The sequence below is a fragment of the Lentibacter algarum genome, assembly GCF_040580765.1.
GTDB classification, from domain to species: domain Bacteria; phylum Pseudomonadota; class Alphaproteobacteria; order Rhodobacterales; family Rhodobacteraceae; genus Lentibacter; species Lentibacter algarum.
The window spans coordinates 3,074,699-3,098,305 of record NZ_CP158687.1; the positions used below are offsets into that span (position 1 = coordinate 3,074,699).

General features: G+C 53.9%; 23 protein-coding genes and 2 pseudogenes. 12 read left to right on the forward strand and 13 right to left on the reverse strand.

Annotated elements, in window-relative coordinates:
• Positions 1 to 49: 49 nt before the first annotated feature.
• The 3 genes from DSM117340_RS15300 (at position 50) to DSM117340_RS15310 (ending at position 2,368) form a co-directional block, all read left to right on the forward strand.
• Positions 50 to 679: an SCO family protein gene (locus DSM117340_RS15300; RefSeq protein WP_354689801.1), complete on the forward strand. Its 630-nt coding sequence runs from the start codon at positions 50 to 52 to the stop codon at positions 677 to 679.
• A 78-nt stretch (positions 680 to 757) separates the two neighbouring features.
• Positions 758 to 1,309, forward strand: coding sequence for an ActR/PrrA/RegA family redox response regulator transcription factor (locus tag DSM117340_RS15305; RefSeq protein WP_089893422.1), 552 nt, complete (start codon positions 758 to 760; stop codon positions 1,307 to 1,309).
• The gene (locus DSM117340_RS15310) at positions 1,310 to 2,368 is read left to right on the forward strand and encodes a glycosyltransferase 61 family protein (protein WP_271437302.1); all 1,059 of its coding nucleotides are present in this window, start codon (positions 1,310 to 1,312) and stop codon (positions 2,366 to 2,368) included.
• Here DSM117340_RS15310 and DSM117340_RS15315 read toward each other — a convergent pair.
• Together DSM117340_RS15315 and DSM117340_RS15320 are read right to left on the reverse strand one after the other, a co-directional pair.
• Positions 2,346 to 2,798: a GNAT family N-acetyltransferase gene (locus DSM117340_RS15315; protein ID WP_271437301.1), complete on the reverse strand. Its 453-nt coding sequence runs from the start codon at positions 2,796 to 2,798 to the stop codon at positions 2,346 to 2,348. The genes DSM117340_RS15310 and DSM117340_RS15315 overlap by 23 nt on opposite strands.
• Positions 2,798 to 3,406: an HD family hydrolase gene (locus DSM117340_RS15320; protein ID WP_271437300.1), complete on the reverse strand. Its 609-nt coding sequence runs from the start codon at positions 3,404 to 3,406 to the stop codon at positions 2,798 to 2,800. Before DSM117340_RS15320 ends, DSM117340_RS15315 begins: the two co-directional genes overlap by 1 nt.
• Positions 3,407 to 3,540: 134 nt before the next feature.
• Here DSM117340_RS15320 and DSM117340_RS15325 point away from each other — a divergent pair, with 134 nt between their 5' ends.
• Together DSM117340_RS15325 and ahcY are read left to right on the forward strand one after the other, a co-directional pair.
• Complete coding sequence (locus tag DSM117340_RS15325; RefSeq protein WP_245724459.1) at positions 3,541 to 3,861, forward strand: hypothetical protein; 321 nt, start codon at positions 3,541 to 3,543, stop codon at positions 3,859 to 3,861.
• Positions 3,862 to 3,934: 73 nt separating this feature from the next.
• The gene (gene ahcY / locus DSM117340_RS15330) at positions 3,935 to 5,323 is read left to right on the forward strand and encodes an adenosylhomocysteinase (protein WP_089893407.1); all 1,389 of its coding nucleotides are present in this window, start codon (positions 3,935 to 3,937) and stop codon (positions 5,321 to 5,323) included.
• A 56-nt stretch (positions 5,324 to 5,379) separates the two neighbouring features.
• On the opposite strand, the gene DSM117340_RS15335 is transcribed toward ahcY, so the two are convergent.
• Positions 5,380 to 6,141 (reverse strand): GNAT family N-acetyltransferase, encoded by a 762-nt coding sequence (locus DSM117340_RS15335; protein WP_271437299.1) that lies wholly within the window; start codon positions 6,139 to 6,141, stop codon positions 5,380 to 5,382.
• A gap of 223 nt (positions 6,142 to 6,364) precedes the next feature.
• On the opposite strand from DSM117340_RS15335, the pseudogene DSM117340_RS15340 reads away from it, so the two are divergent.
• Positions 6,365 to 6,586, forward strand: a pseudogene (locus tag DSM117340_RS15340) (DUF2853 family protein); the annotation flags it as partial.
• Between the two features lie 52 nt (positions 6,587 to 6,638).
• Here the strand turns inward: DSM117340_RS15340 and DSM117340_RS15345 are convergent.
• Complete coding sequence (locus tag DSM117340_RS15345) at positions 6,639 to 7,349, reverse strand: IS6 family transposase (RefSeq protein ID WP_089894562.1); 711 nt, start codon at positions 7,347 to 7,349, stop codon at positions 6,639 to 6,641.
• An 11-nt stretch (positions 7,350 to 7,360) separates the two neighbouring features.
• Here DSM117340_RS15345 and DSM117340_RS15350 point away from each other — a divergent pair.
• Positions 7,361 to 7,524: pseudogene (locus DSM117340_RS15350) on the forward strand (creatininase); the annotation flags it as partial.
• A gap of 5 nt (positions 7,525 to 7,529) precedes the next feature.
• The gene (locus DSM117340_RS15355; protein ID WP_354689802.1) at positions 7,530 to 8,672 is read left to right on the forward strand and encodes a DSD1 family PLP-dependent enzyme; all 1,143 of its coding nucleotides are present in this window, start codon (positions 7,530 to 7,532) and stop codon (positions 8,670 to 8,672) included.
• Between the two features lie 22 nt (positions 8,673 to 8,694).
• Here the strand turns inward: DSM117340_RS15355 and DSM117340_RS15360 are convergent, their stop codons facing one another.
• From DSM117340_RS15360 to DSM117340_RS15380, 5 genes are all read right to left on the reverse strand, one after another.
• Positions 8,695 to 9,735 (reverse strand): GlxA family transcriptional regulator, encoded by a 1,041-nt coding sequence (locus tag DSM117340_RS15360; protein WP_089894555.1) that lies wholly within the window; start codon positions 9,733 to 9,735, stop codon positions 8,695 to 8,697.
• Positions 9,736 to 9,746: 11 nt separating this feature from the next.
• Positions 9,747 to 10,550, reverse strand: a complete 804-nt coding sequence (locus DSM117340_RS15365) for a phytanoyl-CoA dioxygenase family protein (RefSeq protein WP_089894551.1) — start codon at positions 10,548 to 10,550, stop codon at positions 9,747 to 9,749.
• A gap of 115 nt (positions 10,551 to 10,665) precedes the next feature.
• Positions 10,666 to 11,763, reverse strand: coding sequence for a histidinol-phosphate transaminase (gene hisC / locus DSM117340_RS15370; RefSeq protein ID WP_089894549.1), 1,098 nt, complete (start codon positions 11,761 to 11,763; stop codon positions 10,666 to 10,668).
• A gap of 15 nt (positions 11,764 to 11,778) precedes the next feature.
• A complete protein-coding gene (locus DSM117340_RS15375) occupies positions 11,779 to 13,149 on the reverse strand; it encodes an FAD-linked oxidase C-terminal domain-containing protein (RefSeq protein ID WP_089894546.1) in 1,371 nt (456 codons plus the stop codon).
• An 82-nt stretch (positions 13,150 to 13,231) separates the two neighbouring features.
• Positions 13,232 to 14,788, reverse strand: a complete 1,557-nt coding sequence (locus DSM117340_RS15380; protein ID WP_089894544.1) for an ABC transporter substrate-binding protein — start codon at positions 14,786 to 14,788, stop codon at positions 13,232 to 13,234.
• A 184-nt stretch (positions 14,789 to 14,972) separates the two neighbouring features.
• Here DSM117340_RS15380 and DSM117340_RS15385 point away from each other — a divergent pair, with 184 nt between their 5' ends.
• The 3 genes from DSM117340_RS15385 (at position 14,973) to DSM117340_RS15395 (ending at position 18,186) form a co-directional block, all read left to right on the forward strand.
• Positions 14,973 to 15,875: a LysR substrate-binding domain-containing protein gene (locus tag DSM117340_RS15385; RefSeq protein ID WP_089894537.1), complete on the forward strand. Its 903-nt coding sequence runs from the start codon at positions 14,973 to 14,975 to the stop codon at positions 15,873 to 15,875.
• Between the two features lie 111 nt (positions 15,876 to 15,986).
• Entirely contained in the window at positions 15,987 to 17,027 is a 1,041-nt protein-coding gene (locus DSM117340_RS15390) for an aromatic ring-hydroxylating dioxygenase subunit alpha (RefSeq protein ID WP_089894534.1), read from the forward strand.
• Position 17,028: 1 nt separating this feature from the next.
• Positions 17,029 to 18,186 (forward strand): 2Fe-2S iron-sulfur cluster-binding protein, encoded by a 1,158-nt coding sequence (locus DSM117340_RS15395; protein ID WP_089894531.1) that lies wholly within the window; start codon positions 17,029 to 17,031, stop codon positions 18,184 to 18,186.
• A gap of 3 nt (positions 18,187 to 18,189) precedes the next feature.
• Here the strand turns inward: DSM117340_RS15395 and DSM117340_RS15400 are convergent, their stop codons facing one another.
• The 4 genes from DSM117340_RS15400 to DSM117340_RS15415 are packed head-to-tail and all read right to left on the reverse strand — an operon-like array spanning position 18,190 to position 22,704.
• Entirely contained in the window at positions 18,190 to 19,248 is a 1,059-nt protein-coding gene (locus DSM117340_RS15400) for a succinylglutamate desuccinylase/aspartoacylase family protein (protein WP_089894528.1), read from the reverse strand.
• Positions 19,245 to 20,882, reverse strand: a complete 1,638-nt coding sequence (locus DSM117340_RS15405) for an ABC transporter ATP-binding protein (protein ID WP_089894525.1) — start codon at positions 20,880 to 20,882, stop codon at positions 19,245 to 19,247. Before DSM117340_RS15405 ends, DSM117340_RS15400 begins: the two co-directional genes overlap by 4 nt.
• Before the next feature lie 3 nt (positions 20,883 to 20,885).
• Positions 20,886 to 21,743, reverse strand: a complete 858-nt coding sequence (locus DSM117340_RS15410) for an ABC transporter permease (protein WP_089894522.1) — start codon at positions 21,741 to 21,743, stop codon at positions 20,886 to 20,888.
• Positions 21,744 to 21,747: 4 nt separating this feature from the next.
• Complete coding sequence (locus DSM117340_RS15415; protein ID WP_089894519.1) at positions 21,748 to 22,704, reverse strand: ABC transporter permease; 957 nt, start codon at positions 22,702 to 22,704, stop codon at positions 21,748 to 21,750.
• 204 nt (positions 22,705 to 22,908) lie between these two features.
• Between DSM117340_RS15415 and DSM117340_RS15420 the strand changes: the two genes are divergently transcribed.
• Positions 22,909 to 23,598: a UTRA domain-containing protein gene (locus DSM117340_RS15420; RefSeq protein ID WP_038008252.1), complete on the forward strand. Its 690-nt coding sequence runs from the start codon at positions 22,909 to 22,911 to the stop codon at positions 23,596 to 23,598.
• The last annotated feature ends 9 nt before the right edge of the window (positions 23,599 to 23,607 follow it).

Sequence of the window (23,607 nt, forward strand, 5' to 3'; positions counted from 1 at the left end):
GAGAGTAGAAACGCGAGCATGCTAAGAATGCAGCAAGAAAGGAAGACCTATGTCACGGAATTTGGCGATTGGAGCGGCCGTAGCCGCTGGAGCCCTCCTGATTGGAACCTTTGGATACACATATTTTGCAGGTGGTTCGGGCGACAAATTTGCGGAATGCCGCATTGGTGCTGTCGCGGGCGGTACATCTGCAATTGGCGGGCCATTCGAGCTTGTGGACGAGACGGGCAAGACCGTAACGGATAAAGACGTTATCACTAAGCCGACGCTGCTTTATTTTGGTTATACGTTCTGCCCAGATGTCTGCCCGCTCGACACCTCTCGCAACGGCGAAGCGGCCGTGCTCCTAGAAGAGCGCGGATATGATGTTGGCACGGCGTTTATTTCGATTGATCCTGAGCGAGACACGCCTGAGTCATTGGCCGAATTTACTGGTGTGATGCACCCTGAAATGCTCGGGCTGACGGGCTCTGCTGAGCAGGTAAAGGCGGCAAGTATGGCGTATCGCACCTATTTCAAGAAGCAAGACCCAGAAGAAGGCGACGAGTTTTATCTCGTGGACCACTCCACCTTCACCTACCTTGTGACGCCAGAGCAGGGCTTTATCGACTTTTTTAAGCGCGATGAAAGTCCTGAGCAAATGGCTGATCGGGTGCAGTGCTTTGTGGATAAGCTGTAAAGTGACGGTAGGTTTGTTTGACGGCGGGCAAGGGGCAAGCTAAGACTTGTTTCAGCGCAAATGGGGGAGTGTTGCCACGTGTCGGAAGAGCCTCTTGATATCGGGGAAGACAAATCCCTGTTGCTTGTTGATGATGACGAGCCGTTTTTGCGCCGTTTGGCCAAGGCCATGGAAAAGCGCGGGTTTGAAGTCGAGACCGCTGGGTCTGTTGTTGCTGGAAAAGCGATCGCGACTGCGCGCCCCCCTGCTTATGCAGTCTGTGATTTGCGTCTAGAGGACGGAAACGGCCTCGACGTGGTTGAAGTAATCCGTGAGAAGCGCCCCGATAGCCGCGTTGTTGTGCTGACAGGCTATGGTGCGATTGCCACGGCTGTGGCGGCTGTAAAGATCGGCGCGACCGATTACCTGAGCAAGCCTGCAGACGCGCGTGATATTACAAATGCGCTTTTGGCCAATGGTGGAGAATTGCCGCCACCGCCCGAAAATCCGATGAGTGCGGACCGTGTGCGCTGGGAGCATATCCAGCGAGTGTATGAGTTGTGTGACCGCAATGTGAGCGAAACTGCACGGCGGCTGAATATGCACCGCCGCACGCTTCAACGCATTCTGGCCAAGCGCAGCCCCAAATAGGTGAGCGCTGAGGCGATAGATCCGCCAAGCCCCAAGGGCGGCTGGTCCCAATCTGTGCGAGAGTACGAGCGTGCGCGCGTTGTGCCGCCGCAAGAGCTTGATGGCCGTATTCTTTACACAGGTGTTTTTGACAGCGAGGGCGCTCTATTGCCTATGGCCGCGACATGGCGGCGCGATGAATTGATCACCTATGCCCCGAGCCTGCCAGCAGAAGCCGAGGCGCAGCTTGCGGGCAAGTGGCTTTGGGGCGGGGTGCTTTACCACCATTTTGGACATTTCCAGATGCAAAGCATTGCTCGGCTTTGGGCTGTGCGAAAATACCGTGACGAGATTGAGGGGATTGTTTTTGTAACTCGGGGGCAGGCCGAGCTGCTCCCTTTTGCACGGGACTATCTGCGCCTTTTAATTGGAGATGTCCCTGTGCGTGTCGTAAACGCAGTCACGGATATCGAAGCGCTTGTTGTTCCGGGTCAGGGCTTTGGTCTTGGAAAAATTGCTTCTGGTACGCGTGTATTCCGACGCTATGTCGCCGCAGAGTTTGCCCGCGATGTTGCGGCTGAGGGGCCGAGAGATTTGTTTATCTCGCGCTCGCTTCAACCCGTAGACAAGGGCGGCTTTCTTGGCGAAGAGCTGCTGGATGCGCGTATGGAGGAGGCGGGCTATACTGTCTTCTGGCCAGAAGAACACGGGCTGGAGGAGCAGATCGCCCGCTACAAGGCGGCGCGACGGGTTGTGGCGCTTGATGGGTCGGCGCTTCATTTGTTTGCGATGGTGGCGCGGGCGGAGCAGAAGGCCGCTGTGATCCTGCGGCGCGAGCGCGTGGCGAGCCGCTCTCTTAGGCGGCATATGGCTGCGTTTATGGGCGCCAAGCCACTCACGATTAACGCTCTTTCGGAAGGTGCAGAAGTAAGCCTTGGCAAGAAGCGCGCGATCAGTGCGCTTGACTTTGAAATGATTGGCAGGCTCCTGAAGCGGCACGGGTTTATCAAGCGAGGCGTTGCTTGGGGGCCACTCACAGAGGCCGAGCTGGACCTTATCAGTGCAGGAGAAAGCGCATAAAAACACGCTCTGATGTGTGCTTATAGCGCTCAAATCCTCGAGACTGGTAATAGGCCTGCCCACCTGTGTTTTGGTTCAAGATGGTTGCGTTGATCCAGCGATAGCCGAGGGCTTTAGCTTTTTTTTCTGTGGCGCTGAAGAGGGCCGACCCTATGCCGAGCTGTGCCTTTCCAGAACGAGTGAATGTTGCGATGTCGCAGGCTTCAGGCGGCAAGGTCTTTCGTGGACCAATGGCTTGGAAGCCAAGGGCGTCGCCGCGCTCGTCTTCGGCTATTAAAAAGGCATATTCGGCAGGATTAGAGACGATCCATGAGATCATATCCGCCTTTGTGAGCGTTTTAAGTGCGGTTGTACCTCCCAAAGCAATGATCTCGTTGAGCAGCTCGGAAAGACTACGGGCATCGACAGCGCTGGCAGGGCGAATGTGCATCAACCGATCTCGGCAAGCAGCATTTTGTGCCGCGCCGTGAAATCTTCGCGGACCTCAACGGGCGGGCGCAAAGAAATGCTGAGGCCTTCAAGGAGAGCGGGGTCAGGCTTTCCGAAAAGTTTGTCGGATTCTGCCACTGAAAAGCCTGCGATTTGAGTTGCCTCAAGCCACGCTGACAGCCTGTCGGCCTTTTTGATCTGTTTTTTGATGAGTGGTGGCGTTTTGGCAGGCAAGCCGAAGCGAATGTGAATGGCGGCCGTGAGGCGCTCGTCAAGTTCCTCATAGCCAGGGCCAACAGCGTTTTTTACAGGGGAGATCATGTCCCCGATCACATATTCAGGAGCGTCATGCAGGAGGGCTGCGAGCTTCCACTTGGGCTCGGCGGCGGGCACGATCCGAGCAAAGAGCGCCTCGACAAGCAGGGAATGCTCGGCGACGGAATAGGCGAAATCACCCTGAGTCTGGCCATTCCAGCGCGCAACAAAGGCGAGGCCGTGAGCGATATCTTCGATTTCGATGTCCATCGGAGTGGGGTCAAGCAGATCAAGCCTGCGGCCTGAGAGCATACGCTGCCAAGCGCGGGCTTGTTTTGGTGCGGATTTTGCCATTTTTCGACCCCTGTGTATGACTGCGCCCTTTTCTTGCCACATTTAATTCGTATTGTAAGGATGTGGTCGGGAAAAACTGACCCAAAGGGCCAATCAATAGGCCTAACATTGAGAGTAGCATCGAGGAGCTTGGCATGATCGAGCGAATTTACACACGGCGCATGTTTGCGCTTTTTCTGGGCTGTGCAGCGATCCTGACGTCGCTTCCAGCATATGCGGACAGCTGCACCACACGGGATGTGATGGTGGAGCGTCTCAAAGGCGATTATCACGAGAACCTTGCAGGCGGCGGGCTTCATGGCGAAGCAGCTGTTGTCGAAGTATGGGCTTCGCCTGAGACAGGTACATTTACAGTGATTAGCACTGACACATCAGGGCAGTCTTGCATTTTGGCCACAGGAACAGACTGGCAAGGCCAATCCGCGCTCACAAAAGTGTCAGGACAGACCAGCTGAGGTCTGAGCAAGATTGCGCAATTTTGGATAAAGTGATACCGCCAAGCCAAATTGGCTTAATACAGGTATCCCTATGTCCAACGACTATATTGTAAAAGACATCGCGCTTGCGGACTTCGGCCGCAAAGAGCTCAATATTGCAGAAACTGAGATGCCGGGGCTTATGGCTCTGCGCAAGGAGTATGGCGAAGACAAGCCGCTCAAGGGCGCGCGTATTGTTGGCTCACTTCATATGACAATTCAAACCGCGGTTTTGATTGAAACGCTGGTCGAGCTTGGCGCGGATGTCCGTTGGGCATCATGTAATATTTTCTCAACACAAGACCATGCGGCAGCCGCTATTGCACAATCTGGTGTGCCTGTGTTTGCGATCAAGGGTCAGTCACTTGAGGAGCATTGGGACTATCTTGACCGCTCGTTCATGTTCCCCGAGGGCGCGAATATGATCCTCGATGATGGCGGCGACGCGACACTTTATGTGCTGCTCGGCGCACGTATGGAAGCGGGCGAAGATGTGCTTGCGGTTCCAACGTCTGAAGAAGAAGAAGTGATCAAGGCGCAAATCAAGAAGCGCATGGCCGAAACACCCGGCTGGTTTGCCAAAACACGTGATGCGATTAAAGGCGTTTCAGAAGAGACAACAACCGGCGTTCACCGCCTCTATGATCTGCACAAAAAAGGCCAGCTGCCTTTCCCTGCGATCAACGTGAACGACTCTGTTACCAAGTCAAAGTTTGATAACAAATACGGCTGTAAAGAGAGCCTTGTTGACGGTATCCGCCGCGCGACCGACACGATGATGGCGGGTAAAGTAGCGGTTGTTATGGGCTATGGCGACGTTGGCAAAGGCTCTGCGGCAAGCCTGAGCGGCGCTGGTGCGCGTGTGATTGTGACGGAAGTTGATCCGATCTGTGCGCTTCAAGCTGCCATGGACGGCTATCAGGTGACGACATTGGAAGATGTTGTGGCGACTGCTGATATCTTTGTGACAACAACAGGCAACAAAGACGTGATCCGCATCGAGCATATGCGCGAAATGAAGGACATGGCGATTGTCGGGAACATCGGTCACTTCGATAACGAGATTCAAGTCGCCAGCCTGAAGAACCACAAGTGGACCAATATCAAAGAGCAGGTCGATATGATCGAAATGCCCAATGGTAACCGTTTGATCCTCCTGTCTGAGGGCCGCCTTTTGAATCTTGGCAATGCGACGGGACATCCTTCGTTTGTGATGTCTGCTTCGTTCACAAACCAAGTTTTGGCGCAAATGGAACTTTGGCTGAAAGGCGAAGAGTATCAGCCCGGTGTCTACATTTTGCCCAAGCATCTGGACGAAAAGGTTGCGCGTCTGCACCTCGATCGTATCGGCGTGAAGCTTTCAAAACTCGACAAAGAGCAAGCTGATTATATTGGTGTGAGCACAGAAGGGCCGTTCAAGCCCGAGCACTACCGCTACTAAACGCTACAGACCGAGACAATTATGCCCCGCGACGCCTTGAGCCTCGTGGGGCTTTTTTATGTGGTGCGATGCTTGGCGAAAAGGGTCCAGCCTTGGTCTTTCGGGTCATGGCCTTGGAGCAGATAACCCGTCTTTGTAAGGATCGCGCTTGAGGCGCCGTTGTCGCGATGGACACGAGCGATCAGCTTGGTGATCCCGATGTTGTCTGCAAAGCAGCGCTTTGTGAAGAGGCGAACAATGTCGGAGCCAATACCCTTTCCCCAGTGTTCACGGCCAAGCCAATAACTGATTTCTGCTGTGGCAGGATTGAGCGGATCGACATCAAACAGCAGGCGCACTTGTCCCACTGGTTTGGTATTGCGCAACACCGCAAACACCTGATGATGATTGCTCGCATTGGACAGCTCGATTAAAGCTGCGGCTTCTTCTTCTGTGAGCGGGTCTGGGTATTCCTCTGTCACGTAGGTCCAGACGTCAGCATCATCGAGGAGGGACATGTAGACAGGCAAATCACCACTCGTCCATGGTCTGAGGCGGTATTGAGGGTGGAGCGCATTAACCTGAGGCTTATAGGCGACCGCGTTGCGCGGGGTGCGCTCGTTTTTGCGGAATATGGGCGAAAAGTCGTCTTCTGCCAAAGCGGAAATCCATCCGATCTGTACAGGATCATAAGCGAGAGACACGCCTTTGGCGCGGCAGAATGCAAGCTCTTGATCTGTCATGATACCGTCGCTGCGAGGGCGAGCGAGGTCAACTTTGTTCCCGCAAGGCATTGTGAGGGAGGCGCTGTCTGGTTTGGTATAAACCTTCTTTTTCATCTGTGACCCTATCAAAAAAGACAAACTTTTACGCGCCTTGGAATTGAGATGGTGAGGGAACGTTTTGAAATCAAGATGTGCTCGGAACGAGAACTGCAGGGGAACACAGGGCTGCCTTTCCCCCAGATTTTTCTTTTTTATAAGCGAGAGGCGCGCTAGGCTTTTTGCAGCGCCCTGATCGGGGCCCTGAGACTGTGGTGAAAATAACTGGTGGGAGATTACGATGGGTAAGAGAGACGATTTGATCGCGAAGTACGCGGATGATCTGAAAAACAAATGCGGCATGACGCCAGATATGGCCCTTTTAACAAAGGTGACCATTGGATGCGGGCCAGCGATTTACAACGATGATGCTTCTACAGTGGCAGGGACGCAAGTGAGCGAACTTGAAACTGTGAAAGAGAATTACCTAATGAAAAAGCTTGGATTGGCGGATAGCCCCAAGCGGTATTGCCAAGTTGTTGCTGGCCCATTGTGAAACATTGGCAACCGTTGGATCATGCCGCCATTTCGGCGGTGTAATCGGACCAGAGGTTGAACGCATCAGTGCGGGCGTGGCGGTATGAGGTTGCGTTCAGTTGATAGCGGCGCGGTCGGAAGATCAGGTTGATCTGGTCATGTGCTGACAGAAACCTTTGAGCCTGCCGGTGGGATTTGAATCGGCCAAATATTTTCTCTCGTTTACGCGTCGGCCTGTGCGACACTTCGATCGCATTGTTCAAACCCTTGTGGGCGCGATGATCCGCGCCCGGTGCCAGTTTACTGATGGGCTGGATGTAACTGCGCAACTTGTCGGTGATCACGACCCGTGGTTCGCCGAACAGGGTGATCAATCTTTGGAAGAACCGCTTTGCGGCCTTTGCGTTTCGGCGTGTTTGCACGAGAATATCGAGCACGTCGCCATTTGCGTCGATCGCGCGCCACAACCAATGTTTCTTGCCACGGATTGTAATAACGACTTCGTCAAGATGCCATTTGTCGTTCGGTTGCGGTCGATCCCGGCGGATGCAGTTTACGAAATGTTGCCCAAAGCGATTGACCCATAGCCGGATCGCCTCACGGCTGACAACCACGCCCCGCGCTGCCAACAGGTCCTCGACATCCGCCGTGCTCAGTGCAAAGCGATGGTACGCCCAAACCGCGTAAGCAATGATCTCGCGGGGGTAGCGGAAGCCTTTCAGGCGCAGCATATGGGTCGGAATGTTCATGGGACCGACATAGCTTGATCAAACCCGGCCAACAACTTGGCAATACCTGACCATCCCTGACGGCGAACCCGGAGGCGGTGGCTACCGTGAGCACGATATCCTGATCATCAACGAGGACGGCAATGAGAATATTACGGGCTACCCTTACGGTCCCGACTTCAACGTCGTAGGCTAAGGCCTATGCCCGATCCCCGTTTGTCAGCTCTGCCCACACCGTGCCTTTTGGTCGATGAGGCCAAGATGAAACGCAACATTGATCGTTTGTCCGCGCAGGCAACGGCCCTTGGGGTTTCACTACGCCCTCATCTCAAAACGACCAAAAGCGTGGATGCGGCGCGTTATGTGCTGACGGGCGGGAATGGGCCAGCCACCGTATCCACCCTTGCAGAGGCCGAAGCCTTTGCGAGGGTTGGTGTTACCGATATCATATATGCGGTCGGGATCACCGCACCCAAACTTGACCGCGTGATCGCCTTGCACCGATCAGGGTGCAACCTGATTGTCCTACTGGATAACGTGGTACAAGCGCAGGCAGTAGCAACCGCATCACGTAGTTCAAGCATTGCGATCCCAGCGTTGATCGAAATTGACTGCGACGGCCACCGCAGTGGGCTGACCTTTGATGATCCGACTTTGCTGGATGTTGGGCGGATCCTGACGCAAGGTGGTGCTGCGTTGCATGGTGTCTTGTGTCACGCGGGCGGCAGTTACGGCGCTGTTGGTGTTGCAGCGCAGGCCAAATGTGCAGAGCAGGAACGGCTTGCAGTGGTGAATGCAGCCGAGGCGTTGCGCGGGGCTGGGCTGCAATGTCCCGTGGTGAGTGTTGGCTCGACCCCAACGGCACATGCCGCACAGGATCTTACGGGTGTCACCGAAATGCGCGCAGGTGTTTATGTCTTTTTTGATTTGGTTATGGCGGGCATAGAGGTCTGCTGCATCGATGATATTGCGCTAAGCGTCTTGACGACCGTCATCGGGTACCAATCCACGCGAGGCTGGATCATCTGTGACGCGGGCTGGATGGCAATGTCACGTGATCGCGGCACGGCTGCTCAAGATGTTGACCAAGGGTATGGCATTGTCTGCGATAGCGCAGGCGTTCCGATCCCGGGATTAATCATGGTGCAGGCCAATCAGGAACATGGCGTCATCGCGCGTCGACCCGATTTCAAAGGCGCGGTGCCTGCAATACCTGTGGGCACGCAACTTCGTATTTTACCCAACCATGCTTGCGCCACCGCTGCGCAGCACAGTGGCTACAATGTTATTCCTGAAACGCCTGAGGCGACGTTAATGAACTGGCCACGCTTTGGCGGATGGTAAAGTCCATCTCGGAAAGGGTGGCTTACGAAGAATTGGATTTTTTGTGGCCGCGATGCCCGTAAGGGGTTTCCCCATACCTTGTTTTGAAATGGCGGGAAAAGACACCGTTGGAATTGAACCCCGCAGCCATCGCAACCTCTAACACGGTCAGATCTGTTTCCATGAGCAGCGTCCTTGCGCGATCTAGTCGGATGTTGCGATAGGTCTGAGCAGGGGCTTCATCCAGCAACTGCTTAAACTGGCGTTCAATCTGACGGCGCGAGATGCCAGCATGTTGCGCCAACTCGTCCAAAGTCAGCGGCGTCTCGATGTTATCATACATCGCACGCAGTACCGCTAAAACGCGCGGGTTTCGCGAGCTGATGGCTTTTGCGATTGAGGAACGTTGTTCGCTGCGCGTCGTGATGTCTGGTCCATTCAAACACATGTCAGAGACTGCGATAGCGAACTCTTCGCCATAGTCCTGCGCGATGATTGAGATCATCATTTCAGTCGCAGCAACACCCCCGCCGCAGGTCAGCAGATCACCGTCCTGCTCAAAGCGTTGTGGCGTTGGTGTCAAATCAGGAAAGGTCTCAGCAAAGCCGGGTTGATTTTCCCAGTGCAGAGTGAATTTCTTGCCTTTCAACAAACCTGCGCGTGCGAGTGTCGCGGCACCTGTGCAGACGCCGCCAAGCTTTCCTCCAAAGCGAGCATGACGGCGCACTTGACCAAGAATAGTATCAGACGCGATTTTGGTGCCGTTATTCCCGGAACACACAAAAAGGTATGTGTCCGGTTTCAGATCGTCGAGGCTGGCATGTACGCCGATGTCGATTCCTGAGGAGGATGAAACAGCGGTGCCATCCTGGGAAAAGATGAGCCATCCATAAAGCGGTTTTTGCGCGAGTTGGTTAGCAATGCGCAATGGATCAAGAGCTGCACTAAAGGCGAGCAAGGTAAATTCAGGAAGAAGCAGAAACCCGAACCAACGGGTATCGGCGGGGTCTTGCACAGGAAAGCTGAACGCGCCTGCAGGTACGATGTCTGGTCGTGTAGGAGATTTCCCCGTGTCATTGTTCATAAAAAGGCTTCTTAGGTTTTGGAGTCTAGCAGCATCGGGAACCAGTCTGTCCGTAGCCGTTCGCCTGCTGTCATATCATGGCCAGGGAAGGGGGGCGATGTTGGACCGGGGCGTTCAACGTAGCGTGCGTCATCACCCAAGAGGCGCAAGGAAAACGCGCGGCGGCGGGTGCCTGCCTCGTTGCCGCGCGCGCCGTGTAGTGTGCGGTAGTTGAACGCCACCGCATCACCTGGTTCCATTTCGTATTCACGCACATCCATGCCTTCGGCATCCGGGTCAGGCACTTGCATGTAATCGTCATCATTTGGATAAAAGCTAGTCTCAGCCAGCCAACGCGTTGGCAGCACGGGCTTTTCCCAGCGATGCGATCCCGCCACACACCGAAGCGAGGCTTGGCGTACCGGATCAAGCGGAGACCAGAAGCTGACTGTTTGTTCGCCCTCGACGAAATAATAGGGGCTGTCTTGGTGCCATGGGGTTGGTTTTGATGTGCCCGGTTCTTTGACCAGCACATGATCATGGAACATCTGCACGGTCTTTGAACCCATCAATTCAGCTGCAACCGCTGCTGCGGGGGATGCTTTGATAGCGGATTGGAATTCGGGAATGCGGGTCCAATTGCAATAATCGTCAAAGAACCGGCCGCCTTCGCCTTCTTTCAGGTTTTCGGCGGCATAGGGACCTGGTTCAGCCATGTTACGGGCCACGCCTGCGCGCAGTTCTTCGACCTGATCCTTGAACAGACCTTTAACAAGGACAACGCCGTCGCGCTGATAATCGTCGATATGCTCTTGGGTGATAAGGGGATGCGTCATCAGAAATTGCCTTTCTATATTTCGAATATATGTTTTCGTAGAGCTTTAGAGGAAAACGTTAATTATTTCACCGTCGATTAACGGATCATTTTGACTGCAGCATCGCAAGGGTCTTTTAGAGGGCACCTAGGAATGTATCGTTCTCAGCAGCGCTGCCCATCGTAACACGGGCCCAATGTTCAAATGGGGCTTCTTGCCATGCTTTGATCAAGACACCTTTGTGGCGTAATTTTTCCGCGAGCTTATGGGCTGGGCCCCCTGTATCGAAGAACACAAAATTGGTTTGCGTTGGTGCGCATTGAAACCCCTTTGATGTCAATGCTGTAGAGACCCTTTGTCGCTCCTGCGTCGCGAGATCTGTCACCGAATTGAGGTGCGCCGTGTCGCCAAGTGCATGAGCCGCCGCAACTGCGGCCATGGCATTCACGCCAAAGGGATTGCGGGTTTTCATAAGTGCCTTGATGATCTGTGCATCGCCGGCGATCCCATAGCCGACGCGCGCGCCTGCTAGACCGTAGGCCTTGGAGAAGGTGCGCAGGACGATGTAGGGTTGTCCAGCCTCTGCCAGAATTTGAAGTGCATCGAACCGCTTGCTCTGCTCGATAAATTCAACATATGCCTCGTCGAAACAGATCAACGTTGCGGGGTCTGTCACATCGATCACCTGCCGAAATTCCATTTCGGTGATAGCGGGGCCTGCTGGGTTGCTGGGCGAGGAAAACATCAAAACGCGTGGCTTGGTGTGCAATGCAGTGCAAAGGCCTTCTGTGGGGAAAGACCAATCGTCGTTGAAAGGAATTTTGGTGACGGTGGCCCCAAACATCAAAGCGCCAAATTCGTGCAAGCCAAAGCTGGGGCAAATCGTAACTACGTTATCTTTCGGACGGATTACGGCGCGAAACAATGCCCCGATCAGGTCTTCTGACCCATTGCCGACGATGACTTGGTCTGGGTGCGCACCAACGGACCGAGCGATGAGGCCACGTAGATGCATGTTTGCAGCATCGGGATAACGAGCGACGCCAGTTGCCGCGTCCTGCATCGCTTTGACGGCATGTGGCGACGGGCCAAGGGGGCTTTCGTTGCTGTCAAGTTTAGCCAGACACTCAATGCCATAGGTCGCCTTGAACCGGTCCAAGGCAAGGCCCGCATTATAATCTGGTAGGTTTGCGACTTCTGTGCGGATCAGGTCACTGGGGAACGGTTCTGACATTGGAATTCCTTGAAGTTATAGATCGAAGATCTTGCCTGGGTTCATGATATTGTCAGGATCGAGCGCGCGTTTAATCCGGCGCATCACACCAAGGGCGGGGCCATGCTCGTTCGGTAAATAGGCCTTCTTGCCCAGGCCCACGCCATGTTCGCCCGTACTGGTTCCACCCATTTCAATCGCCATCTCGATGAGACTGGAATTGATATGATAGGCCTGCTTTGCCTCGACTTCGTTTTCGGGGTCATAAAGCAAGACAAGGTGAAAGTTCCCGTCGCCTACGTGACCCACAAGAGGAGCTTGAATATCCGTTGTCGCAACGACGCCCAAAATCGCGCTGATACAGGCAGGCAGTTTTGAAATCGGGACGCAGACGTCTGTTGAAATGCCTTTGATGCCAGGCCGCAATGCGCGGGATGCATAAAGCGCGTCATGGCGGATGCGCCAAAGTTTTGCAGCAGCTTCTGCCGTCTGGGCATGTTCGAACCTCAGTGCCGTTTCAGCGAGGCCCTCAAGAACCACAATGTCATTTTGAACTGTTGCAGCTGACCCGGTAAGCTCGATCCAAAGTGTTGGCCGTTCAGGGAGGCTTGTTTTCGAATATCTGTTGATCGCCTGCATCTGAAGCCCATCAGCAAGTTCGATCCGGTTGAGCGCTAGGCCGCATTGCAGCGCCATGACCACTGTCTGGGTTGCGTCTTCGATCGTGTTAAAACTGCACATCGCAGTTTGCGAGGCCTCAGGGATGCCAAACAGACGCAGGGTCAATTCAGTTATGATCCCTAGCGTCCCTTCAGAGCCAATCATCAGACGGGTCAAATCATAGCCAGCAGACGATTTACGCGCACGGCCACCAGTCTTAATGATTTCGCCGTCAGGCATTACAACGGTCATGCCAAGGACCAGATCACGCATCGATCCATAGCGAACCGTTGTCGTGCCCGATGCGCGTGTGGCAGCCATACCGCCCAAAGTTGCGTGCGCACCAAGATCGACGGGAAAAAACAACCCAGTCGCGCGGAGATGCTCGTTCAGGGCCTGTCGCGTGACACCACATTGAACGGTGCAATCCATGTCATTGTCTTGCACGGACACGATCTGGTCCATTGCCGACATGTCGATGCTGATGCCACCATGGGGCGCATGTATCTGACCTTCGATGGAAGACCCTGCGCCAAACGGAATGACAGGCACGCCGTGTTTCGTACAAGCAGTCAGCACGTCGGACACATCTTGGGTCGATGTCACCATGACAACGGCGTCTGGCCAAGCGGGAGGCAAATGGCTTTCGCCACTGCCATGGTGTTCGCGGGCTGCTTCTGACGTCAAAAGGCGGTCAGAGAATTGCAGCCGCAATGCGTTCAGTAGCGCGGTCAGATTCTCGGGCATGGATTGCAAATTTCCTGATGTCTGACCCTTGAACGGGCCGCAACATTGCGCGGCCCGCCAAATTAGGATTTATCGCCAGTAATTAGGCGGTGAACCACCAGCGTTCAGCACAGCGGTTGCCATCCAGATCCCAGTCACCTGAAATCGCGTCGCCGGTGGATACCTTGCTTGATTTCGCATCAAGGAAGTCAGCCCAAACAGGCGCAATAATGCCGCCATCTTCGGCAAGAAGCGCCTGACATTCGCCGTATAGTGCACGGCGTTTTGCATCGTCTCTTTCAGATCGGGCAGCGGTAAGCGCAACGTTAAAAGCATCATTGTCCCAGTTGGTTGCGTTGTAGCCACCCAATGCTTCGCGAGAATAGGCTAAGGATAACATGAGGTCTTCGTTGGCGCGGCCAGACCAGCGTGAGGCGAAGAACGGCTTTTTGCCCCAGATATTTGACCAGTAGCCATCTTCGGGCTCGCGCGAGACTTCGATCTTTATCCCTGCTGCTGCGGCGTGTTCGCTGAACAGCTGGGCTGCGTCAACGGCACCAGTGAAGGGCGTGTTTGAGGCGTGAAGGGTTGTCGTTAGACCTTCGGCGCCTGCTGCCTTTAGCAATGATTTCGCTTGCTCGGGATCATATTCGTGCTGTGCGATGTTGGGGTTGTGGTATTCGTAGGCTTCCGAGATCGGCTGATCGTTTGCAATGGAGCCGTAGCCGTTCAGTACCTTATCCACCATGTCCTGGCGATTGATGGACAATTTCATCGCCTTGCGCACGCGCGCATCTGCAAACAACGGATCGGTTGCGATCATGCTGAAGGCGTAGTGGACCTTGCCTTGTGTCTGGATCAGGTCAATGCCCGGCATAGCCGACAACAAGCCAGCGGTGGTTGGATCGACCGAGTTCATCGCGTCAATTTCACCAGTTTGCAGCGCGGTTGTCCGGGCGTTTACATCACGAATTGCCAGCATCTGAACAGAGTCGAAATGAGCGCGGTCAGCCTTCCAATAGTTAGGGTTCTTACTGACGATTGATTTCACGCCGGGCTCGTAGGTTTCCAGGATATAGGCGCCCGTCCCGATGCCAGCATCAAAGTTCGAATCGTCAGCAGGAACGATGGTCAGGTTGGTGAGTGCCATAATGGGCGGGAAACCTGCGTTCGGACCGTTAAGGGTTATTGTGACTTCGTCCGGAGCAGTGGCTTGTACATCGCTTATAACAGCAACAAGAGATTTAGATTGTGAAATGCTTTCTTCGCCGCGGTGCAGGTTGATTGAGAATACGACATCGTCCGCGTCCATCGTCTTGCCGTTGTGGAACTCTACACCGCTGCGAAGTTTGAACGTCCAAACCGTGAGATCATCATTAGCTTCCCAACTTGTCGCAAGCTCAGGAACCAACACGCCACCGGCTCCGATTTCGATCAGGTTGTTGCGGATCTGCCATTGGAGGTTCTGCATGAATTTTGTTTCGGTCACTTGCGGGTCAAGTGTTTCACCTGAATCGAAGCTGCCGATCCCAATCCGCAAAGTGCCGCCTTGAGATGGTGTCGCAGCGCGCAATGGCTGACCTGAGAGTCCAAGAAGCGTTGTTGCCCCAAGTGCACCGGCACCCAGCAGTACGCTGCGTCTGTTTGTCGAAAATGTCATGATCTTCTCCCTTGATGCTACACACCTTGTTGGAGGCGCGGCAGACGGCAAACCTTTGTGGTTGGCTATTATGTCTAATGTTATTACGATAAATAGCGGTATTATACATGACAAACGAGTTTTCTAGCGGTACTGTTCAGGAATTCTGAATGGACGTTGGTATTCGCGACACAACAGGCAGGCTATGCAATCAATTCTTCCGCCCCTACGGGCCATGCATGCTTTTGAGAGCTTTGGAAGGCTTGGGTCGGTGAGTGCCGCCGCCAGAGAACTTGGCGTGACGCCGGGTGCAATCAGCCAACAAATCAAGCTGCTGGAAGAACATCTGCGAATGCCACTTATCGTGAAAGATGGGCGTCGTGCATCTCTCGCACCAAAAGCCAAAGCCTACCACGCCGTATTGTCGGCAGGGTTTGAAAAGCTGAAACAGGCTCAGCACTTGCTGTCGCAACAGGTTGCTGACCTGGATGTACATGTTTCTGGTTTGCCCACGCTCGTCCTCAAGTGGCTCAACCCAAGACTTCACCATTTCGAGGCGCGATTTGGGGAAGCCTCCATTCGGTTGGAGGCAACCCATGTAGAGCCAGACCCAGAATTTCTGGATCATATGTTTCGAATTACTTACGGCACGGCGTCGCGTGTTTTTCCACATGCACGCGCCTTGTTTCGTGACACGTGCTTTCCCGTTTGTTCGCCTAAATTCCTGGAAGACTACCCTGATGCGCTTGATCCTGAAAAGATCGCAGACCTCCCTTGGATCGATATTGATTGGGGCCCCGCATATTCAACGGTGCCACGATTATCTCACTGGCTGATTGCGCAGGGTTTACCAATACCTGCCCACAAACCGATATCAGTTCATTCATTATCGAGTTCCGCGTTAGAGGCAGCGGCCAATGGGCAAGGCATTGCTTTGGCGCAATCTTCGTTTGCCTCGATCGACATCGAACTTGGCAGACTTGTCAAGGTGTCGCATGAATCTCTCCAGATGCCCGAGCCCTATTTTGTCTGCTGGGGGCCGCAAATGATGGAGAATGAGAAATCTCGGAACTTTCTGAATTGGGTGCTTTCGGAAGCGTCTGAATGAATGTTTAGGTAGGCTAAACATTCGCCGACCAATGCTCGGTTTTTTCCAAGTGCGGCATAGAGTACCAATGACTGAAATCTGCCAATGGTCCCGAGTCAGCAAGGAAATTTCATGTTTTTGAAGAATGCATGGTACGTCGCCGCCTGGAGCGAAGAAATTGTCAACACATTGCAGCAGGTTAAAGTGCTGGGCGAGAAGATTTGCATGTTCCGTAATGATGAAGGTGAAGTCATCGCCATGGAAGATGCCTGCCCACATCGCAAACTGCCGCTGTCCAAAGGTCGGATCAAAAACAACAACGTCGAATGTGGCTATCACGGTCTGACTTTTGATTGTGCCGGCCAATGTGTTTGGGCACCGGGTGGTGGACGTATTCCATCCGCGGCGCGCGTGCGTCCCTATCCCGTGCATGAAAAATACGGTCTGGTATGGATCTGGATGGGCAATGCCGCAATTGCCGACGTGGAAGACATTATCGACATTCCGAATTTTGACAGCCCCGAATGGGGGATCAACCGCGGTGCCGCGATGGAGTTGAACTGCAACTATCTGTTGATGTGCGACAACCTGCTCGACCCCACGCATGTCGCTTGGGTGCATGAATCTTCTTTTGCGACGGCGGCGACCAAGGACACGCCCTTGCGTGTGACCAAAACCGATACTGGCGTTATCGTGCACCGCTGGATGATGGACCACGAGCCAGCGCCATTTTATAAAAAGGTCGTTGAATTCGAAGGCAATTGTGACCGCCTGCAGCACTACGAAGTCCGCTACCCGAGCCACGCGTTGGTCCGCGCCGTGTTTACCCCTGCGGGGACGGGTGGTGTTGACGGTGCTCTGCACGAGAAAACCTTTGTCATGGACAGCTACAACTTTATGACGCCAACTACCGAGACCGAAACTCGCTACTATTGGTTCCAATTGCGCAACATCCGACCTGATGATGAAGAGCTTTCAAAGATGATGAGCGAGGACGTACGCGGTGCATTCGAGGAGGACCGTGCGGTGCTCGACCAAGTGCAGATTGGGATGAATGAAAAGACATCTCCGCACATCGATCTTGGCATTGATGCGGGCCAGTTGCGGTTCCGTCGTCAACTAGAAGCGATGATCGCAGAAGAGGCGATGGTTGACGCCAAAATGAGTCAGTAAGATGGTCGCAGGGTTCCGTGAATTTCGCGTCGCGAGTAAGGTTGTAGAGAGTGAAATTATCACTTCTTTTTATCTTGAACCGACAGATGGCGCACCTGTTTGGGACGTCTTGCCAGGGCAATACATTACTTTGCGCGTGCCGGGTTCAGGTGACCCAGTTCTCAAAACCTATTCAGTGTCGTGCGACCCATCAGAGACACGGCATCATCGGATTTCGGTGAAACGAGAGGCTGGATTGAATGGCGCACCAGATGGTGTCGGGTCATGCTGGCTGCACGATCAGATCGAAATTGGTGACACGGTTGAAATCGCCGCGCCACGTGGCAAGTTTTTCCTGGATGAGACAAGCACGCGGCCTGTCTTACTTTTGTCGGGCGGCGTCGGCCTGACGCCGATGGTTTCGATGTTGCACCGTCTGCGTGATAGCGACCGCGACGTTCATTTTCTGCATGCCTGCGAAAATGGACAGGTTCACGCATTAAGGGACGAAGTGTTATCCTGTGCGAATGAACGGATACAGGCGCGTTTTATCTATCGCACGCCAACAGACGCAGACCGCGCCGCGAAACGGTTTGATGCGCAGGGCGTGATCGACAAAGCGTTCATGCAAACGCATGTTCCCATTGGTGATTATGACGCCTACATTTGCGGACCGACACCGTTCATGGTGGCGATGTACCAACTTCTGCAAGAACTGGGCGTTCCCAAAAACCGCATCGCGTACGAATTCTTTGGCAAAGCAACCTCGTTAGAGGCGCTGGCAGCAAAACCCGAAAGTTCGCGGAGCCATAAGGCCGCGTCGCGTGCAGCACCAACCATTCAGGCGCTTACATTTTTGACCAACCCCGATGCTTGGGCGGCGGATGAGGGGCCGGATGTAACCCCGAAACCAGCTGAACAATTGGCAGGGGATATTACTTTTCGTGCGTCAGATGTGACTGCTACTTGGGATGGATCAGCTGGATCGCTTTTGGAACTGGCCGAAAATACAGGGTTGAATCCGGAATTCAGTTGTCGCGCGGGTATCTGCAACTCCTGCAAATGCGGATTGGTGTCGGGCGAGGTGGAATACTTCGAAGAGCCGTTGATCCAACCCGAAGAGGGTCAGGTTTTGATTTGCTGTTCGCGCCCTAAAGGTCCGGTTGTTCTGGATATCTAACGCTTAGGCTTCTGCGTCTGATATCAGTGTGTCCAGATCAGCTTTTGAAAGCTCTGGGCAGATTACACACAAATGATCGCCCGGTGCTACTATGGCTCCGGCGCGCAGAATTGCGACTTTGCCCTCACGTTTGCTGCACAGGTCTTTCGGCACCTCATCCATACTGTAAAGGTCGCGCAACCGCATCACAGGTTCGCCTTTAGCCACGTGATTGCCAATGCTCACTAAGGGCTCGACCAAGCTATGTGATTGGGCGGTGATGTAGTCGGCGTTTTCGCCAAGATCGAGGAATGTCGTCTCCGGTTGAGGCAATACGCCCAATCGTTCGGCCGTTGCTGCGTGAATGATCCCTTGATGGACAAGCAACCTTAGGATCCCGATCCATCCTGCCTCCAATGCGTCGAGCGTGACTTTGCCTTCGCCACTCAATTCGCATGAAATCATGGCACATCCGGCGTTGTGTGCAGCGCTGTCGAAATCTCCCGGCGTGTCGCTGACGGGGACAACCATTGTGTTGGCAAGCCCCATTACCTGCGCCAGTTCGTATGTCTTTTTGTTGCGGGCAGGGTCGGGCGACAGGCAGAAATAGGCGGCGTTCACATAATTTGACCCACTGCCACCTGAATGGAGATCAATGGCTAGGTCTGCTTTAGGCAAAAGCTGCGTGGCGACAAAGCCTGCGATTTCTTGTGTTGGACTGGCATAGGCGGCACCCGGAAATGATCTGTTCAGGTTCCCACCGTCTAGCGGAGAAATACGGCTACAAGATTGAACCGCTGGCATGTTCAGGGCTGGCGCGAGGATCAAACGCCCTGCAACATCGCTTTGCGTCAATACGTCAAACAACCGGCGCACGATGATCTGTCCCTCATATTCATCGCCATGATTGCCAGCGCAAATCAATGCTGTCGGGCCGTCCCCACCGCGTATGACACAAAGCGGCGACTGAATGCTGGAAAAGCCATAGCGATTATCTGAATGGGTCAGACCAAAAACGTCGGCGCGTTTGCCTTGTGCTGTCAGGTTGAGTGCTGAGTGGACTGTACCGAAATTCATACTCATATTGGCTTCTCCGACGTGACCACTGCGCCGCGTTCTTTCAAAAGACCTGTCAACCAGTCAGGATCCATTTCGGGCACCGATGACAGCAGCAACTCGGTGTAAGCCGCATGCGGTGGCGAAAATATCGTCTCTTTAGGGCCTTGTTCTACAATCACCCCGTTTTGCATTACGACAACCTCGTCCGCGATAGAGCGGACTGTGGCGATATCGTGGGTGATAAACATATAGGTCAGGTCCATCTCGCGTTGCAGACGGTCCAGCAGGCGCAATATTCCTTCTGCAACTAGTTGGTCCAGCGCGGACGTGACTTCATCGCAAATGATAAAATCAGGTTCAGCTGCCAGAGCACGGGCGATGCAAACGCGTTGTTTTTGCCCCCCCGACAATTCAGAGGGCATGCGGTTTATGAATTCATCAGGGTCCAACTCGATTAACGTGAGCAACTCTCTGATACGAACGTCCTTGGCACGCCCCTTCAACCCCAAAAAGAACTCTAGCGGTCGCCCGATAATGTCTTTGATCCGATGCTTTGGATTGAGCGCGGTATCCGCCATCTGGTGGATCATCTGGATATGGCGTTGCAAGTCACGAGGGCGCTGTTTGCCAGACTTTGGCAGCGCGGCACCATTATAGTGAAGTGAGCCGCTTGAAGGAGCTAACAGCCCCATCACGACCCGCGCCATTGTTGATTTTCCTGAACCGCTTTCACCCACAACCGCTACTGTGCTTCCGCGTGTGATGGTTAGATTGATCCCTTTTAGAATATCGACAGCACCATAGCCTGCAGTCATGTCTCGGATTTCGAGTAGCGGGCCTTCGTCGACGTGTCGGGCGGCAGGGGGCGCGCGGCGAAAGTCGCGTACAGCCCACAATGATTTCGTGTAGTCCTGCTGCGGGTTTGCGAGCATGTCTCGGGCCGGGGCTTCTTCGACTTCTTCGCCGCGCAACAGGACTTTGATCTTGTCTGCCATCTGCGCCACGACAGCCAGATCGTGGGTGATGTAGATTGCTGCGGTATTATATTCGCGCACGATGTCGCGGATCGCAGCAAGCACCTCAATCTGGGTGGTCACATCGAGCGCGGTGGTTGGTTCATCGAAGATGATCAGATCGGGTCGGCACGCCATAGCCATCGCCGTCATTGCGCGTTGAAGCTGCCCACCTGAGACCTGATGCGGGTAGCGAAAACCGATGTCCTCGGGGTTGGGTAAGCGAATTTTGCGGTACAGTTCGACTGCGTCAGACTGCGCCTCGGCGCGGGACATGACGCTATGTTTGACAGGTGCCTCGCAATACTGGTCGATCAATTTGTAAGCGGGATTGAACGCGGCCGCAGCTGATTGGGCAACGTAGGCAATGCGTGCGCCGCGTAGTTGCCGCAATTCCTCATTCGAGGCACCTACAAGGTTTTGACCGTCAAAGCGAATAGAACCGCCGCTGATCCGGCAACCACCTTTGGTGTACCCCATGGCAGCCAGACCCAGCGTCGATTTACCAGCACCGCTTTCCCCGATCAGGCCAAGTATCTCGCCGCGGTTCAGGGTTAAGTTTACACCTTTGATGATAGGTTTCCATTGACGGTCTGAACGTCCTTCAATGCGAATGTCTTTCATTTCAAGCAGCAGGTCAGTCATGCGTTACTCCTTCAGGCCGGAAGACATGTGCAAAACCCAATCCACTACAAGGTTCACGCCAATGGTCAGCAAAGCGATGGCACCAGCAGGTAGCAGAGGGGCAAGACCAAAAGTCGCGGTCTGGAATGTCGCAAAGTTGGCGAATGAAATCAGCTTGGCGCTCTCGCGTACCATGCCGCCCCAGTCGGCAGTGGGGGGTTGAATCCCAAGACCCAAGAAAGATAGCGCCGAAATGAACAGGAAGACAAAGCAGAATCGCAACCCAAATTCCGCGATCAGCGGAGCCGCAGCGTTGGGCAGAACTTCTTTGCGGATGAGCCAGAACATCCCCTCGCCGCGCATACGTGCAACTTCGATGTAATCCATTGTCAAAATGCCTTGCGCCACCGCGCGGGACAGTCTGAAAACCCGTGTGCTATCGAGAATGGCAATCACAAGGATCAGCGCGATGACAGAGGTGCCGGTGATCGTCAGAATGAGCAGCGCAAAGATCAGCGGTGGGATGGCCATGAGAACATCAACCACACGCGAACTGATTGCATCAAACCAGCCGCCGATTGTTGCGGCAAGCAACCCGAAGGTTGCCCCGAGCGTAAAGGCGAGCGCCGTGGTTACCAGCGCGATGCCCACCGTATTACGCGCACCAAAGATCAGACGGGACAAGACATCTCGTCCCAAGGCATCGGTGCCCAAATAATGCGGGGATGCCCATGGCATGTATTGTTTACCAACGGATGCGCTTTCTGCGAAGGGCGCAAAAAATGGGGCGCCAAGCGCCAGTACAGCATAAAATATGACGATAAGGATGCCGATCCATGCGGAAACTGGTGCATCTTTGAGGTGATGGGAGAGGTTATGCATGCTGTTACCTCGGGTGCAAAAGGCGAGGGTTTGCAATGATCGACAGAATATCCGCCAGCAGATTAAGCAGAATGTACGTCGCGGCAAAGATGAGGCACGCTGCCTGTACAACTGTGACATCCCGGTTCGAAACTGCATCCACAAGGATTTGCCCAAGGCCCGGATAGACAAACACCACCTCGACCAAGACAACGCCGACAATCAGATAGGCCAAGTTCAAGGCGATCACATTGATGATGGGGGCCAGCGCATTTGGCAGGGCATGCACCGCGATAACACGCCACCGTTTAATGCCCTTGAGATGCGCCATCTCGATGTAAGGTAACGCAAGCAAATTCAGGATCGCTGCTCGCGTCATGCGCATCATATAGGCAAGCACGATGAGCGTAAGTGTCATAGCTGGCAAAAATGTTCTGTAAAGCCGCTCACCCAATCCCATGTCTACATCCACATTGGCAAGGCTGGGGAACCATCCCAGGCCAACCGAAAAGATGAGGATCAGGATATAGGCGATGAAAAATTCAGGGAATGAAATCGCGGCCAACGTAGAGCTTGAAAGCACCCGATCAAAGACAGAGCCGTTGTAAAGCGCTGCCAGCATGCCTGAAACAACAGCGATGGGCACGGCGATTGCAGCGGCATAACCAGCTAGAAAAAAGGTGTTCGCAACCCGGTGACCGATCAGCTCTGAAATGGGCCGTTGGTTTGCCAGCGAAATCCCGAAGTCCCCGGTAAGTGCGCCTCCCAACCAGGAAAAGTAGCGCTCATGGACAGGACGGTTGAGGTCAAACTTTTCCCGGAACGCAGCCAAACTCTCTTCGGTCGCCGCCTGGCCCAACATTTCTGTTGCAATATCGCCGGGTAGCAATTCGATCGCTGCAAAAATGATGATCGTAACAATCCATAAGGTCAGGAGCCCGATCAACAAACGCTTAAGAATTATTGACAGAATTGAGTTCATAATCACACTTTTGTCTGAGTAAAGTTGCTTATGTCTAGGTTTATACTAAGATGGTGGTGCTCTGTATATGTTGGCTACAGCAGGTCCGCTGGATGACTATTTAGCTTTGCTAAAACGCGAAGCTACCTTTAGGACACTTGGGTCAAGATTAGATCTGCGGTAATGCAGAATAAAGTAGTCATATTGCCAGAGAGGCGGTGCGCGGTGAAAGCCACTTACAAAGATGTGAAATCCGACATCCTGTCGAAAATCACCAAGGGAGAATGGGCACCGGGCAGCCTTGTTCCCAATGAAGTCGATCTGGCTGCGACTTACGGCTGCGCACGGGCCACCGTAAACCGTGCGATGCGCGAGTTAGCGGATGATGGATTGATTGAACGGCGGCGAAAGGCAGGCACTCGGGTTCGGATGACGCCGATCCGGCAAGCGCGGTTTGATATTCCTATCGTGCGTGCCGAGATCGAAGAAAAAGGCGCAGAATATCGCTATTCTCTTGTTAGCAGTTCCATTGAACCGGCACCGGATTGGTTGCGTGCACGGTTAAAATTGTCCGACAAAAGCAAAGTTTTGCGGTTGGTTTGTATGCATTATGCCGACGGCGATCCGTATCAGCATGAAGATAGATGGATAAGTCTTACCAGCTTACCGCAGGCGCAGACGGTTGATTTTTCAGACGTAGGACCGAATGAGTGGTTGGTGTCGACCATCCCATTTTCAGACGTTGAAATCAGTTTTTCGGCAGGATTGGCAGATCAAAGGCTGACAGACTATCTTACCTGCGCCATTGGCGATCCGGTCTTTACCATTGAGCGATCAACATGGTGGGAAGGTCATGCGGTCACATACGTCCGGTTGACGTATAGACCCGGTCACCGATTAACGACCCGTTACTAAACATGCATT

Coding starts and splice junctions, on each gene's coding strand:
- DSM117340_RS15335 (WP_271437299.1), bottom strand. CDS start 6,141: ATGAAAAAGAAGGTTTATACCAAACCAGACAGCGCCTCCCTCACAATG.
- DSM117340_RS15405 (WP_089894525.1), bottom strand. CDS start 20,882: ATGACTGACCTGCTGCTTGAAATGAAAGACATTCGCATTGAAGGACGT.
- DSM117340_RS15390 (WP_089894534.1), top strand. CDS start 15,987: ATGTTTTTGAAGAATGCATGGTACGTCGCCGCCTGGAGCGAAGAAATT.
- DSM117340_RS15410 (WP_089894522.1), bottom strand. CDS start 21,743: ATGCATAACCTCTCCCATCACCTCAAAGATGCACCAGTTTCCGCATGG.
- DSM117340_RS15345 (WP_089894562.1), bottom strand. CDS start 7,349: ATGAACATTCCGACCCATATGCTGCGCCTGAAAGGCTTCCGCTACCCC.
- DSM117340_RS15375 (WP_089894546.1), bottom strand. CDS start 13,149: ATGCCCGAGAATCTGACCGCGCTACTGAACGCATTGCGGCTGCAATTC.
- ahcY (WP_089893407.1), top strand. CDS start 3,935: ATGTCCAACGACTATATTGTAAAAGACATCGCGCTTGCGGACTTCGGC.
- DSM117340_RS15395 (WP_089894531.1), top strand. CDS start 17,029: ATGGTCGCAGGGTTCCGTGAATTTCGCGTCGCGAGTAAGGTTGTAGAG.
- DSM117340_RS15365 (WP_089894551.1), bottom strand. CDS start 10,550: ATGACGCATCCCCTTATCACCCAAGAGCATATCGACGATTATCAGCGC.
- DSM117340_RS15355 (WP_354689802.1), top strand. CDS start 7,530: ATGCCCGATCCCCGTTTGTCAGCTCTGCCCACACCGTGCCTTTTGGTC.
- DSM117340_RS15320 (WP_271437300.1), bottom strand. CDS start 3,406: ATGGCAAAATCCGCACCAAAACAAGCCCGCGCTTGGCAGCGTATGCTC.
- DSM117340_RS15325 (WP_245724459.1), top strand. CDS start 3,541: ATGATCGAGCGAATTTACACACGGCGCATGTTTGCGCTTTTTCTGGGC.
- DSM117340_RS15415 (WP_089894519.1), bottom strand. CDS start 22,704: ATGAACTCAATTCTGTCAATAATTCTTAAGCGTTTGTTGATCGGGCTC.
- DSM117340_RS15360 (WP_089894555.1), bottom strand. CDS start 9,735: ATGAACAATGACACGGGGAAATCTCCTACACGACCAGACATCGTACCT.
- DSM117340_RS15315 (WP_271437301.1), bottom strand. CDS start 2,798: ATGCACATTCGCCCTGCCAGCGCTGTCGATGCCCGTAGTCTTTCCGAG.
- DSM117340_RS15400 (WP_089894528.1), bottom strand. CDS start 19,248: ATGAGTATGAATTTCGGTACAGTCCACTCAGCACTCAACCTGACAGCA.
- DSM117340_RS15300 (WP_354689801.1), top strand. CDS start 50: ATGTCACGGAATTTGGCGATTGGAGCGGCCGTAGCCGCTGGAGCCCTC.
- DSM117340_RS15385 (WP_089894537.1), top strand. CDS start 14,973: ATGCAATCAATTCTTCCGCCCCTACGGGCCATGCATGCTTTTGAGAGC.
- DSM117340_RS15380 (WP_089894544.1), bottom strand. CDS start 14,788: ATGACATTTTCGACAAACAGACGCAGCGTACTGCTGGGTGCCGGTGCA.
- hisC (WP_089894549.1), bottom strand. CDS start 11,763: ATGTCAGAACCGTTCCCCAGTGACCTGATCCGCACAGAAGTCGCAAAC.